This is a genomic window from Actinacidiphila acididurans, from assembly GCF_016918855.1.
Lineage (GTDB): Bacteria > Actinomycetota > Actinomycetes > Streptomycetales > Streptomycetaceae > Actinacidiphila > Actinacidiphila acididurans.
Map to the genome: position 1 here is coordinate 1 of NZ_JADKYB010000021.1, position 12644 is coordinate 12644.

At 73.8% G+C, this 12644-nt stretch carries 11 protein-coding genes, 1 pseudogene and 1 riboswitch; of the genes and pseudogenes, 3 read left to right on the forward strand and 9 right to left on the reverse strand.

The features are described from left to right. Window positions 1-690: pseudogene (locus ITX44_RS30815) on the reverse strand (hypothetical protein); the annotation flags it as partial. Window positions 691-702: 12 nt separating this feature from the next. Then, a riboswitch (cyclic di-AMP (ydaO/yuaA leader) is annotated at window positions 703-844 on the reverse strand. A 577-nt stretch (window positions 845-1421) separates the two neighbouring features. Between ITX44_RS30815 and ITX44_RS30820 the strand changes: the two are divergent. After that, on the forward strand, window positions 1422-2000 hold the full coding sequence (locus ITX44_RS30820) for an N-acetylmuramoyl-L-alanine amidase (RefSeq protein ID WP_205361548.1): 579 nt from the start codon (window positions 1422-1424) through the stop codon (window positions 1998-2000). A gap of 148 nt (window positions 2001-2148) precedes the next feature. Here the strand turns inward: ITX44_RS30820 and ITX44_RS30825 are convergent, their stop codons facing one another. Next, window positions 2149-2751 (reverse strand): DUF4240 domain-containing protein, encoded by a 603-nt coding sequence (locus tag ITX44_RS30825; RefSeq protein ID WP_205361327.1) that lies wholly within the window; start codon window positions 2749-2751, stop codon window positions 2149-2151. A 116-nt stretch (window positions 2752-2867) separates the two neighbouring features. After that, on the reverse strand, window positions 2868-4112 hold the full coding sequence (locus ITX44_RS30830; protein WP_236062040.1) for a YncE family protein: 1245 nt from the start codon (window positions 4110-4112) through the stop codon (window positions 2868-2870). A gap of 434 nt (window positions 4113-4546) precedes the next feature. Between ITX44_RS30830 and ITX44_RS30835 the strand changes: the two genes are divergently transcribed. Together ITX44_RS30835 and ITX44_RS30840 are read left to right on the forward strand one after the other, a co-directional pair. Next, window positions 4547-6142, forward strand: a complete 1596-nt coding sequence (locus ITX44_RS30835) for a PucR family transcriptional regulator (protein WP_236062041.1) — start codon at window positions 4547-4549, stop codon at window positions 6140-6142. 184 nt (window positions 6143-6326) lie between these two features. Further along, window positions 6327-6935, forward strand: a complete 609-nt coding sequence (locus tag ITX44_RS30840; protein ID WP_205361329.1) for a hypothetical protein — start codon at window positions 6327-6329, stop codon at window positions 6933-6935. Window positions 6936-7289: 354 nt separating this feature from the next. Here ITX44_RS30840 and ITX44_RS42380 read toward each other — a convergent pair whose 3' ends face one another. The 6 genes from ITX44_RS42380 to ITX44_RS30870 form a co-directional block, all read right to left on the reverse strand. Continuing rightward, complete coding sequence (locus tag ITX44_RS42380) at window positions 7290-8507, reverse strand: ATP-grasp domain-containing protein (protein WP_307795577.1); 1218 nt, start codon at window positions 8505-8507, stop codon at window positions 7290-7292. Window positions 8508-8740: 233 nt separating this feature from the next. Further along, entirely contained in the window at window positions 8741-9646 is a 906-nt protein-coding gene (locus tag ITX44_RS30850; protein ID WP_205361330.1) for a hypothetical protein, read from the reverse strand. Continuing rightward, window positions 9643-10320, reverse strand: a complete 678-nt coding sequence (locus tag ITX44_RS30855) for an RNA polymerase sigma factor (protein WP_372441043.1) — start codon at window positions 10318-10320, stop codon at window positions 9643-9645. The genes ITX44_RS30850 and ITX44_RS30855 overlap by 4 nt, the downstream gene beginning before the upstream one ends. A 500-nt stretch (window positions 10321-10820) precedes the next feature. Beyond that, entirely contained in the window at window positions 10821-11306 is a 486-nt protein-coding gene (locus tag ITX44_RS30860; protein ID WP_205361331.1) for an inorganic diphosphatase, read from the reverse strand. A gap of 127 nt (window positions 11307-11433) precedes the next feature. Further along, window positions 11434-11925, reverse strand: coding sequence for a signal peptidase II (locus tag ITX44_RS30865; protein ID WP_205361332.1), 492 nt, complete (start codon window positions 11923-11925; stop codon window positions 11434-11436). Between the two features lie 524 nt (window positions 11926-12449). Continuing rightward, complete coding sequence (locus ITX44_RS30870) at window positions 12450-12617, reverse strand: hypothetical protein (protein WP_205361333.1); 168 nt, start codon at window positions 12615-12617, stop codon at window positions 12450-12452. Window positions 12618-12644 lie beyond the last annotated feature (27 nt).

The following is a 12644-nucleotide window of genomic DNA, read 5'->3' on the forward strand; positions in this document are numbered from 1 at the left end:
GGTGGTGGGGAGGGAGGGGGAGGGGGCCCCACCCCCCGAGGTGCTCGAGCCGGTCAGGACGCCCAGGTCACCCAGCCTGCTGAGATCGCCCAAGTCGCTCGGGCCACCCGTTCCGTCCCGCCCGTCCGACACAGCCGAACCGCTCGCACCAGCCGGGCCGGCGAGACCACCGGCCTCACCCGGGCCGGCGGGCGCACTACCGGCCTCGCCCGCCTCGTTCCCCCGGGCGCGGTCGCCGTCCGGAAGGGTGGTGGTACCGGAGTTCAGGTTCTGAACGGTCAGGTCCCGCGCGGAGTCCGGGTTCACGTCCTGAACGGACGGAGGGGTCACGTCCGGGGCGGATATGGGGGCCGTGGTGCCGGGACCGGCGGTCGGGGACTCGGCGGGGGCGGCGACGGCGACTCCGCCGGCGCCGACGGCGGCCATGGCGGCTATGCCGAGGACGGTGGAGCCGCGGCTGACGGCGCGTTGGCGGGGCAGGCGGGTGCGGTCGCGCGAGGTGGCGTCGTGGGCGTCGTCGTCGGCCACGGGAGCGAGGGGCGGCAGGGGGGCCGGGAAGACCGGCGGCCGCGGGGGCTCGGGCAACTCCGGTTCGAGGGTCGCGGTCGGCGCGGCGGGAGTCGGGTCCCAGGCGCCGGCGGGGTCGCCGTCCGGAGGTGCGGGTGCGTAGGCAGACTGGTTCGACGCCACTGCGGGCGCACTCCTTTCCTTCCCTTTCGCCTACCGGGTTAGCTGACGGGTTCGGAGGAAGAAGGTCTCCTACGGGCCGCGGCGCTGCCGCCCGATTCACCCCTGTTCTGTTGGTTCCCCGGTTCCCGCGCACGGGATTCGGCAAGCGCACGGTACCGCCGGAAAGGGCGGTGACGACCGCGCTGCGTTATCGAACGTTAATAGAGCCCGACGTGTTTTCCAAGCCGAATCGAAGAGTTGGCGGCGGGAACCAATCGGGCGGGAGGCGCGTAGCAGGGATAAAGCAGGCAGGAGACGTGGCCGGGCAGCGATGTGAGCGTGTGTCAGTTGTTACGCGAGGGACGCCGCGGTGACTACGGTGCGTGAATGGATGGTTGCGGGCAGGCCGGTTTCGGGTAGGTGGGGCGGTTTGGCGGGGTCGGGCGCCACCGGTATGGACCTCTGCCAATACGGGAACCGCTTGGCAGGTCAGGGGTGGTGGTCGCAGGATGAACACGCCTCGCAGATTGTCATGCACGCGACCGTCTGATCGCCCGTGAGAGGGAGTCATCGTGGAACGTTCCCGCCATCAGCAACTCCCGTCCGTCCAGCCGTCGTCAGGCCGACCCGGCACCCGTTCCGGCCAGACCGGCGCCGCCGGCGACACCGACCCGCACCCGACCGGCCGCCGTACACCCGCCTCCGCGCCGGCCCCCGCACCCGACCCCGCCCCCGCCACCACCCGCCGTACGATCCTGCGCGGCGGGCTCGCGCTCGGCGCCGCGGCCGGGGCGGCCCTGACCGGTGACCTCTGGACCGGGCAGGGCACAGCGGCCGCCGCCACCGTCGACTACCCGTCGGCGATCTGGGCCCCGGCCAGCACCGCGAACTACACCGCCGCCAGCCGCCCTTCGACGTATCCGATCAACCTCGTGGTGATTCACGTCACCCAGGAAACCTTCGCCGACACCATCTCCCTCTTCCAGGACCCGGCGCACGCCGCCTGCGCGCACTACGTGGTCCGGTCCGCGGACGGCGCCATCGACCAGTGCGTACGGGAGCACGACATCGCCTGGCACGCCGGGAACTGGGACTACAACACCCGCAGCATCGGCATCGAGCACGAGGGCTGGGTGGACCAGCCGGCGTACTTCACCACGGCGATGTACCACGCCTCGGCCGCGCTCACCGCCGCGATCTGCGACAAGTACGGCATCCCCAAGGACCGCAACCACATCATCGGCCACAGCCAAGTGCCCGGCACCGACCACACCGACCCCGGCCCCAACTGGGACTGGGTCCGCTACATACGCCTGGTCAACGGCACCTGACCGGCACCCCGTTCGCACCCCGGCGCCCCGTTCGCACCCGGCGCCCCGTCCACGCCCCGCCCCCGATCCGCATCCGACACCCGATCGGCACCCCCGCACCCGCACCCGGAACCCCGCGCACACCCCCCGTCACCCCAGAAGTGAGCGCTCACCCCGTCCCCTCCGGCAACGGAAACATCACGCTCAGCCGCGGCAGCCTCCGTGCGGCCTCCGGTTCGTCGAGCACGCTCCAGCGCGAACCGGAGGGCGCCGTCGGGCGCAGCCGGTAGGGCCGGTCGGAGTCGAGCAGCACGGTGGTGGCGGCGTGGAAGGAGTCGCCGTCGTCGGTGGCGCCGGTCACCGTTTCGAACGCCTCGGGCGCCAGGTAGCTCAGCGATTCCCACTCGGGCCAGTCCTCGCCCCAGGCCGCCCGCGGCAGGCCGCTCAGCCGCAGCACCTCGGGCGCGTACGCGAGGGCGTCCGGGTCGTGCACCACGGACTCGAAGACCGGCCGGCCCAGGCCGATCATCCACCGCTGGAAGTAGCAGAAGGTGTCGTCGGAGCACCAGCCGCCGAAGACCCGGTCGGCGGCGGCCCACAGGTTCCAGCTGAACGCCTGGTCGGTGACGTGTTCCAGACACGCCTGGAAGTGCACGATCCCGTCCGGGGGCAGCCGGGTCAGTGCGTCGCGCAGCCACGCGTCCCGTTTGTCACCCCTGAGCCCTTGCCGCCGGCACTCCGCGATGAGCGTCCAGAAGGGATCGGTGTCCATACCGGGACTATGCCAGGGGCCAGCACCGATGGGCCCGCTATTTCACGTCGCGGATGCGGCACCCGGCCGAAGGACAGGTTACGGCCGGGCCCGCACCACGACACCGGACATCAGGGTCAGGACGCCGGCCCCGTCCAGTCCGCCGGTACGTGCCCGAGCCGCACCCGCTGCGGGTGGTCGCCGACGGCGACGGAGGCCGCCTTCTGCCCCGTCGCGAAGTCGATCGCGGTCACCTGGTCGGCGCCGGCCTCGGAGATCACGCAGTCCTTGCCGTCGCCGCTCACCGTCGCCCAATAGGGGGTGGCGGCCGGGATCAGCGGCCCCTCCTGGAGGGTGGCCCGGTCCACCACGGTGGCGTAGTTGTCCATGGTGCCGGCCACGCACAGCTTGGTGCCGGCCGGGTTCATCGACAGGCCGTGGTGGCGGGAGTCGTTGATCCAGGTGGTCCGGTCGGGGTTGGTGGCCGGATTGCCCGGCAGGGTCTTGATCCGGGTGATGCGGTCGGACGCGATGTCGTACTCGATGAAGCCGTTGAAGAAGGAGACCTGGAAGTAGAGCGTGGACTCGTCGGGGCTGAAGGCGGCCGGGCGGATGGCGTTGGACAGGTCGCTGCGGCCGGCCGCGTCCAGCCGGGAGCGCATGTCGATGGTGCGGACCGGCTGGTAGGTGTGCGCGTCCACGATCGTGATGTGCCGGTCGCCCTTGGTCCAGTCCCAGATCGGGTCGTCGAGGGCGGTTTCGACGTTGCCGATGGACATGTCCCAGATGTAACGGCCGTCCTTGGTGAAGTAGTTCTCGTGCGGCTCGTCGCCGGTGCCGAAGGACCCGAGTTGCTGCCCGGTGTTGATGTCCAGGACGTGCACGGTACGGGCGGTGGACGCCGAGACCGCGATCCGGGTGCCGTCGGGCGAGACGGCCATGTGGTCGGAGCGGTAACCGGCCACGGGGAAGCGCCAGTTGAGGTGCCCGGTGGCCAGGTCGATGGAGACGACGTCGGCGAAGCTGGGCCGGGAGGCGACCACCGACTTCCCGTCGGGCGTGGTGTACATGTCGTCCACGAACTGGTCGTGGCCCTCGCCGACACCGTTGCGGATGCCGAGGAAGAAGGCGAGCTTGACCGGGTCGAGGTAGATCTCCGCGAGCCGCTGGGCCTTGTCCGGGATCATGTTGATCCGGGCGATCCGGGCGAAGTCCCCGCTGGATTTGATGACATCGGCGGTGCCGTCCCAGTTGTTGCCGACGAGCAGCACCTCGCGCAGGTCGGTCGCACTGACGGCGGTGGCTGCGTTTGCTGGGCGGTGGGCGGTGGCCCCGGCGGGAGCGGCCGTGGCGGCCACCACGGCGACAGCGGCGGCGAGCAGGGCGAGGCTGCGCGGGCCGCGGCGGGCGCGCGGACGGGACGTGATCGGCACGGTCGGCACGGTCGGCTCCTTGGCGTACGAGGGGGGAGGCGGCGGGTGTCACCTTGCGCCCCCGCGGGCACGGTTGACAGGTACGCGGTCACCAAGCCCCGGGGCCGTCGTTGTACGCGGGCCACAACGGCCGCCTGCCGCACGGCATCCGGGCGCGGCGGTACGTACGGCGGGAGGCGGCACGGTACGGACGGCGGTACGGGGGTACGGCGCCGGTGGTACGGCGGTACGCGCACGCCGGCGCGAAGGCGTACGGGCCGCCCGTACGCGACACGTACGCGACACGTACGCGCGGGCGCCGCGTCCGTACTGGCCCGCACGGGAACGGCGGCACCAGGGACGGCCGTACGACCGGGCCGGCGCGCGAGGGAGGGCGGTTGACGATGACGCACCTGGACCACCGGCACAACCCGAACGGTTCGGGCAGGCCGCAGGACGGGAACAGGTCGGGCCGCCCCGGCATCCCGCCTGGCCTCGATGACCGGGACGGCCCGAACAACGGGAACGGCCCAGCCAACCCAGTCGCCCCCAACGACCTGAACGGCGCGAACAACGGGAGCGGCTCCGACAACCCGGCCGCGCTCGGCAGCCCGAGCGACATCGAGAGCCCGAGCGCCCTTGACAAGCCCATCGGTCCGGAAGTCCCGGCCACCCCCGGCAAGCGGAACCGGCCGAACAACCGGAACAGCCCCCACAACCCGAGCGCCCCCGACAGCCCAACCCGTCCCGAAGCCGCCCCCGATCCCCCCGGCCCGCCCCACCCCGTCGCCAAAACCCCGCACCGCGCCCTCGCCGACGTCCTGCATTCCATGATCACCGACCCCTCCGTCGTGGACGAGGTCGTGGCCGCCGCGCGGACCTCGCCGGAGGTGGCCCGGCTGCCGGTGGCCGAGAACCGTCGGCACGTACGGGTGCTGCTGGCGGCCGGGCTGACGACGTTCGAGCGGGCCTACGAAGGAGCCGGCGCTTCCGGGGACAGGGGCGAGCCGGTCGAGGAGGATCCGCGGGCGGCACTGCTGGGGGCCGACCGCGCGGTGCAGGGCGTGCCGTTGACCGGGCTGCTGCGCGGGGTGCAGGCCGGGCGGCGGCGGGCGCTGGAGATCGGGGTGGCGCGGGGGCGGTCGGCCGGGGTGCCCGACGCGGTGCTGCTGGACGCGATGCTGCACTTCGACCGGCACGCCTCCGCCATGGAACGGCAGGTGATCGAGGGGTATCACACCGCCGAGCTGGAGCTGGCCCGCACGGCGCGGGACGCCCGTACACAGGTGCTGCGGCGGTTGCTGCACGGCGATCCGGCGGTGCACCCGGGCGCGGAGGAGGTGCTGGGGGCCGGGCTCCATCCGGACGTGCGGTATCACTGCGTGCTGTCGGACGTGGCCGGGCCGGTGCAGGCGCACGCGCTGGAGCGCCGGCTGACCGTGCCCGGCGGGCTGTTCGGCCTGGTCGACGGCCGGCTGGCCGGGCTGACCCCGCGGTTGCCGGCGCAGTTGGACCCGGACGGCCCGCTGCTGGTGGTCTCCCCCGCGCTGACGCTGGCCGAGGTGCCGGCCGTGTATCCGTTGTGCGAGCGGGCGTTACGGGCGGCGGACGCGGCGGGGCTGCGCGGCCCGCACCACCTGACCGATCTGGCCGCCGAGACCGCGCTGGCCGCGCAGCCCGACCTGGCCCGGCTGCTGGCCGACCGCCTGCTCGGCGCTCTCGACCCGGCCGACGGCTTCCACCGCGAACTCGCCCTGACCGCCCTGGCCTACCTCGACCACGACCGGCGGCTGGACCGTACGGCCGCGGCGCTGCACGTCCACCCCAACACCGTCCGCTACCGCCTGGCCAAGCTCGCCCGCGCCACCGGTGCCGCGCTGGACCCGCCCGCCCCGGCCGGCCCGGACGGCGGCGCCCCCGCCACGGGCCCGGCCGCCGGTTCCGCCGTGCCCGGCACCCTGCGCTGGTGGTGGGCGCTGCGCACCTGGCTGGAGGGCTGAGCCGGGCCCCGCCACAGCCGCCCGCCACGCCCGCCCGCAGGCGCCTGGCATATGCCCCGATGCGGTCGCTTGCCGGTTTTTATCACGGTCCGGCAAATGTCACTCCGCCTGCGGCCGTTGTGGTGGCATGCTCCCGCTCGCTACACAGTGCGAACCTTTGGGGGCTGTTGTGCCGCATCCGGATGTGCCCGGCAGAGTCTCGGCGCCCGACCGCGAGGACGAGGGGGGCCGCCGGCGGGCCCGGCACGGGACCGGACGTCCTCCCGGCCGGGGCTCGGCCGGGTCGGCGCTGCGGGCCGGCCTGCTGGGATTCCTCGGCACGCTGGCCGTCGTCGTGGTGGTCGTGGTCGCGGTACGGGCCGGCGGCGGCGCGCACTCCGGGGGCGGTACGGCGACCCCGGGCGCGAGCCGCGGCTCCTCCCCCGCCACCGCCACGGCACTGCGCGGCTGGTCCTCCGGCGGCGGCACCACCGCCATGGCCACGCTGTCCCGCGACGTGTCCGCCGTCCAGGACGACTCCTCGGCCGGCGACACCACGAGCATGGGCCAGGACTGCGTGACCTTCCAGACCGACCTGCGCGCCGCCGAGGTCTACCCGGCCGTCCCCGAAGCGACCGTTCAGGCCCACTGGTCCAAGGCCCTGTCCCTGCTCGCCCAGGCCGCCGCCGACTGCTCCGACGGCGCCACCACCGGCAATTCCTCGCTGCTGGCCAAGTCCGTGACCGAACTGGGCTCGGGCAGCACCGAATTGGACCTGGCCACCACCCGCGTCGACGAGCTCGCCGGGAACTGACCCTCCCGGCGAGGGTTCCGTGACGTGCGGCGCCGCCGCCCGGCTCCGGGGCGGCCCGGGGCCCGAAGACGGACCGTGCCGGTCCCCGCAGCCGTACAAGCCCACAACCGCAGGAGCCCAGCAGCCGCACGAACCCACGACCGTACGAGCCCCACGGCCCTACGAGCCCGCGGCCGTACGCTCTCCGCGGTCCACCGGCCGCACGAGCCCACGACCGTGCCGGTCCCCGGCCCCGCAGCGGTACGGGCCCACGACCGTAGGACTCCCCTTCGTACCGTCCCCGAAGCCGCACAACTCCCGCGGCCCAGCGGTCGTATGGCTTCCGGTCGTACGACCGCTCGCGCGGCGCCCGGTTCAGCCCGCCGTCGCTGTGGCCTCGCCCCGCACCAAGTGGTCCTCGCGGGGCCTTCGTTGAGGTGCGACCGTGGCCGCCCGGCCGCCGCCGAGATCGGCCAGCGCGCGCACGGGACGGTCTTCGGATACCGAGGGCACGGGCGCCGCCGCGACTGCCGGCACCGGAGCGGCAACGGGCCCGCCCGCCGATGCCGCACGTACCACCCGGGCCGCCTCGACCGCGGCGGGGCTCAGGTCCACGGCGGTCTCGGTGACCGCGATCCGGCCGCCGAGCCGGGGCGCGGGCAGCGGGCCCGCGTCGCCGTGCAGCAGCAGACGTACCGCGGCCCAGGGCAGGTTGACCCCGGTGAAGGCGGTCTGGAAGACGCCCGCCGACGCCCTCGGGTTGGCCTCCAGCAGCACCGGTTCGCCGTGCAGGTGCCGCACCTGGACGTTGGACAGGTACGCCAGCCCGAAGTGCGCCACCAGCCGCCGGGCCAGGGCGACCGGGGCCGGGTCGTCCAGGATGTGCCGGTAGCGGCCCACCTTGGACCGTGCGATGCCGGCCAGCATCCGCCCACCGGGCGCGGACAGGCAGTCCACGCTCACCTCGGGGCCGTCCAGATACGGCATCACCAGCAGTTCGGGCACGGCCTCGCCCTCGTCGGCGGCCTGCCGCAGCGCGTCGGCGACCGCGCCCACGGAGGCCACCGGCAGCGGCGGGGCGAGCAGGTCCCTGACCCGCAGCGGCCCGTCGTCGAGAATCCGGAAGCCGAACGCCGAGTACTCCCCCGCGGGTTTGACGCACACCTTGTCCCCGCCCGCCGCCAGCTCTTCCACGGCCTCGCGGAAGGAGTCGGCGTCGGTGGCCACCCGCCAGGGCGGTACGGGCACGCCGGCGGCCCGCGCCTCCTCGTACGTACGGCTCTTGTTCGTCAGGACACGGATCGCCGGGCGCGGCGAGCACATCAGGTGTGTGCCCACTGCGGCGAAGCGTTCCTCCAGGCCGGCGAGCGCGCCCAGGCGTCTGGGCGGTACCAGCACGTCGATGGCGTGCCGCCGGCAGAAATCCAGTGCGAACTCCGCGTAGTCGGCGTCGCCGACATAGCGGGGTTCGACCTCCCCCACGTCCCCGGCCGACAGCGCGGGGGCGTCCGGGTCCACGTTGGTGGCGTAGATGCGGACGGCCGTCCCGTCCGGGTTGTCGCGCAGCATCCGCATCACCTGCGTGGTGGCCACGCCCGCGCTGCTGAGCCAAATCCGTAGTGCTATCGCGGATCCCCCTTGTCAGCTTCCGATCATGTGTGAGCGAAGCGTAGTACGTCTCTGTGTCAACGAGATTTCGCACACACTTACGGGGGTGACCGCGGGGCGAACGGTAAGGAATCGGGCGCGAGTTGGGCCGTCCCGGGGTGAATTTTGGGGAACTGCCCGGTGGATTCGGTGACGGCGGGGACCGGGAGAGGCCGGCGTCAGTGGCGGTGCGGCCCCGTGGACGAGGCGGCCGGCGAGGTGGAGGGGGACGGGGAGGCGGAGGCGTGGGCCGCGGCCGTGTGGTGGGTGGCGGTCGGCGCCGTGGGGGTGGGCGCGGTGGTGGCGGCCGGCGACGGCGAGCCGGACGGGCTCGGGGTCGTGGTCGGCGTCGAGGTCGGGGTGGACTTCGGCTTGGGGCCGGCGCCGTTGGTGGGGGTGCCCGCGCCGATGACGGCCGCGCAGTAGGAGTCCACCTTCGCCTCGCCGCCGGCGGCCTGGGACAGCCGCAGGCGGATGGAGACCGACGCCTGGTGCCCCTGCTTGGCGGCCTGGGTGTACGACTCGCACAACCCGTGGTTGTCCGTGTCGGCATGGGAGCCGGTGACGGGGTGGGTGGGGTGCGCGGGGTGGGTCGGGGCCGCGGGGTTGCGGCCGGCCGGGGACCCGGCGGCCGGTCCGGCGGTCCCGGCCGGGCGGTTCGCGCCCGGTGCCGTATCGGAGACGGTGACCGGCGGGGCCGGCCTGCGGTGCGGGGTGCCGCCGGAGTGGAAGGGGTGCGGCAGGGCGCCGGTCTGGGCCGCGATCGCCACGCCGCTCAGGGTGAACGCCGCGGCGACCCCGCCGACCAGCGCCTTCACCTGCCGGCGGGAGCGCTGCGGGGCGAGCAGCGGGGCCGCGCCCCGGCGCCGCGCGTCCCCGGGGCGGCCCGCCGCGCTGACCTGCCGGAAGGCGTCGAGCACGGCCAGCTCGTCCTCCGCGCGGCACGGCAGCGGTTCGCCGGCGGCCACCAGCAGCCGCACCAGGCCGGCCAGCTCGTCGTCGGCACCGCCCGGCGCCTGCCCGCTGAGCAGCCGCTCGGCGTCGTCGGCGGCCAGCAGGGCGCCGCGTTCCCGGCTCTCGTTCATCCGTCCACATCTCCCTGGCCGCCGCGGCCGTCCGGGCCGCCCTGACCTCCGTGACCGCCGCCCGTCTGCCGGTCCTGCCGTCCCGGCCCGAACTGGCCGGGCTGCGTCCCGATGCGTTCCGACAGGCGCTTGAGCCCGCGGTGGGCGGCGGTGCGTACGGCGCCGGGCCGCTTGCCCAGCACCCGCGCCGCCATCGGCGCGTTCAGGCCGAGCACGACCCGCAGCAGCACCGCTTCGGCCTGCTCCTGCGGGAGTTCGCCGATCAGGGCCAGCGCCTGCTCGGTGGAGATGTTCTCCAGCGCCAGGCCCTCGGAGTCGCCGGGGGTGGCCGGTTCGGCCGTGATCTCGTCCAGTGCGGTGGTGCGCGGCCGGACCTTGATCCGGCGCAGGTGGTCCAGCGCACGGTGCCGTGCGACGGTGGCCGCCCAGCCCCGGAACGCCTCTCCGTCGCCGCGGAAGCGGTGCAGGTCGCGCACGATGTCGTGCCATGCCTCGGAGGTGACGTCGTCGGCGTCGTCGCCGACCAGCCCGTAGAGGTAGCCCACCAGCCGGGGATGGACCTCGCGATAGACGGCCGCGAACGCGGCCTCGTCGCCGTCGCGGGCCCGCTCGACCGCGTCGCCCAGCTCCCCGTCGCTCATCCTGCCGTGCCGGCGTACCACCGCCCTGCCCACGTATATCCTCTTTGGTCCTTTTTCGGTCCTTTTCGGCTCGCCGGCACCGTACGGCGCCCCCGTCTCCCGATTCCCCCGGGCGCTGCGGCCGTCCGCCGGGATCTCAGGTGCGCGTGCGGGGCCTCGTCTCCCCGCCGTCTCGGGCGCGCACACCCCCGGGCGGTCCGAACATAGCGCGCCGCCCCGAACCGCCGTTCCCCCGGGCCGTACTCGCCCGGGCCTCGCGGCGCGGCCCCGCGGACAGGTGCGGGCCGGGCACGGGCACCGGGGGGGTCACCGGTGGGCACATCACCGCGTGCTCGGCCATCACACCACTCCACAGGGTTGCTCCACCGCGGTCCACGCGGCTTCGAACAGGGGAGCGTACAGCGGCCGCAAATCGTTACTGAGGGCGGGGCGGCACCCGGCGGGGGCGGCGATACGTACCGGATCGCCCCGGATCGCACGGGAGGAAGCCGGCCTCGGTCGCGGTCCTCGGTCGCGGTCCTCGGTGGGAGTCCTCAGTGGGGGGTGTGGGCGCGCACGCGGGACGCCTCGATCTCCGCGTACGCCTGCGCGCGGCCCTCCCAGTGCGAGCCCTCGACGGACTTGCCGGGCTCCAGGTCCTTGTAGACCTCGAAGAAGTGGGTGATCTCCAGCCGGTCGAACTCGCTGACGTGGTGGATGTCGCGCACGTGCTCCCAGCGCGGGTCGTGCGCCGGCACGCACAGCACCTTCTCGTCCAGGCCCTGCTCGTCGCGCATCACGAACATCCCGATGGCCCGGCACTCGATCGCGCACCCGGGGAAGGTCGGCTCGCCGGTGAGCACCAGGGCGTCCAGCGGGTCCCCGTCGTGGCCGAGGGTGCCGTCCACGTAGCCGTAGTCCGCCGGGTAGCGGGTGGAGGTGAACAGCATCCGGTCCAGCCGGATCCGCCCGGCCTCGTGGTCCATCTCGTACTTGTTGCGCGATCCCTGCGGGATCTCCACGATCACGTCGAAGTCCACGGCCGCCTCCTCGCGCCCTCTTTCTCCACCCTGCCCCGCCGGGCGCCGGCCGGCACCCGGAACGCGGCCGGAAAGCACGCGGAAACGTCCGGAAGCACCCGGATGAAGCCGGAACCGCCGGTACGGCTCAGGGTTCGGTACGGCCGCGCACCCCGCCGCGCATCGGGATGCCGCGGAAGGTCTGCACGAGGATCACCACCGACCCGGCCGTCACGCACTGGTCGGCGAGATTGAAGATGCCGGAGTGGCCGATCTGGATGAAGTCCAGGACGGCGCCGCGCCCGAAGCCGGGGGTACGGAAGAGGCGGTCGATCAGGTTGCCGCCGGCACCTGCGAACAGCAGGCCGAGCCCGACCGCCCAGCCGGGCCGCCGTACGGTCGGCGACACCCGCGCGATGACGCCCACGACGACCAGCGCCATCAGCGTGAACACCAAGGTGGCGTGCGGCGCGAACGACCCGGCCGCGCCGGAGTTGCGCATCGCGGTGAAGGTCACCGCGCCACCGAGGGCGTGCGTGGCGCCATGACCTTCCACGAGCACCGCGGCGATGGCCTTCGTGCTCTGGTCCACCGCCAGGCCCGCGCCCGCCGTGACCCACAGCAGTGTCGTCGGCCGCACCGCCCCACCACCTCGCCTCTCCACCACCGGCTCCATGGCGCACCGGCTCTGTGGCCCGCGGCCTCACCGGTGCGTCCGCCCCCGATCGAGCGTACGCGCCCGGCCGCGGAGCCCGGCTGTGCGCTCGGTCTCACGGACGACGTATCCGATCTACGTCTTTTCGGATTTTCCGGGCGCCGGCCCGGCGCGCTCCCCTAGGATTGCGGCTCTCGCCGGCCGACGAAGGCCGGCTGCCGCCAGGGGGCACCTTGTACCGCATCAGGACTGTCGCTGCCGCATGCCGTGCCACGGCCGCCGTGGCCACGGGCGTCGCCGCGGCGCCGCGCCGCTCCACCGGTGCCCGCGCGGACATCTGCTCGTACAACAACCGCTCGCGCAGCCACGTCTACTGCTGACGTCACGGCGTACCGCTGACGCGGAGCCCACACACGCGGAGCCCCGGCCGGGGAGGCGGCCGGGGCTCCGTTCGTTTCCGCCCGCATCACGTAGTCACGCGGGAGCACAACCAGGGGTTGTGGGTTCGATCAACGGCCGGCGCGGCGGCGCGGGGCCAGCTTGAACAGGGCCGTGCCCGCGGCGACCAGCGTGGTGGCGGCGACGAACAGGGCGAGGTTGTGCGCCCAGATGCCGGTGGCGGCCAGGGTGGCGCCACCCGCACCCGTGGTACCCGCGCCGATGACTCGTCCGTACATGAAGGTCCTCCCGAATGAGGCGAATGA

Bases quoted from the DNA above. Each gene is read 5' to 3' on its own strand.
- ITX44_RS30870 (WP_205361333.1), bottom strand. From the start codon at position 12,617: ATGTACGGACGAGTCATCGGCGCGGGTACCACGGGTGCGGGTGGCGCC.
- ITX44_RS30825 (WP_205361327.1), bottom strand. From the start codon at position 2,751: ATGGACACCGATCCCTTCTGGACGCTCATCGCGGAGTGCCGGCGGCAA.
- ITX44_RS30835 (WP_236062041.1), top strand. From the start codon at position 4,547: ATGACGCACCTGGACCACCGGCACAACCCGAACGGTTCGGGCAGGCCG.
- ITX44_RS30850 (WP_205361330.1), bottom strand. From the start codon at position 9,646: ATGAACGAGAGCCGGGAACGCGGCGCCCTGCTGGCCGCCGACGACGCC.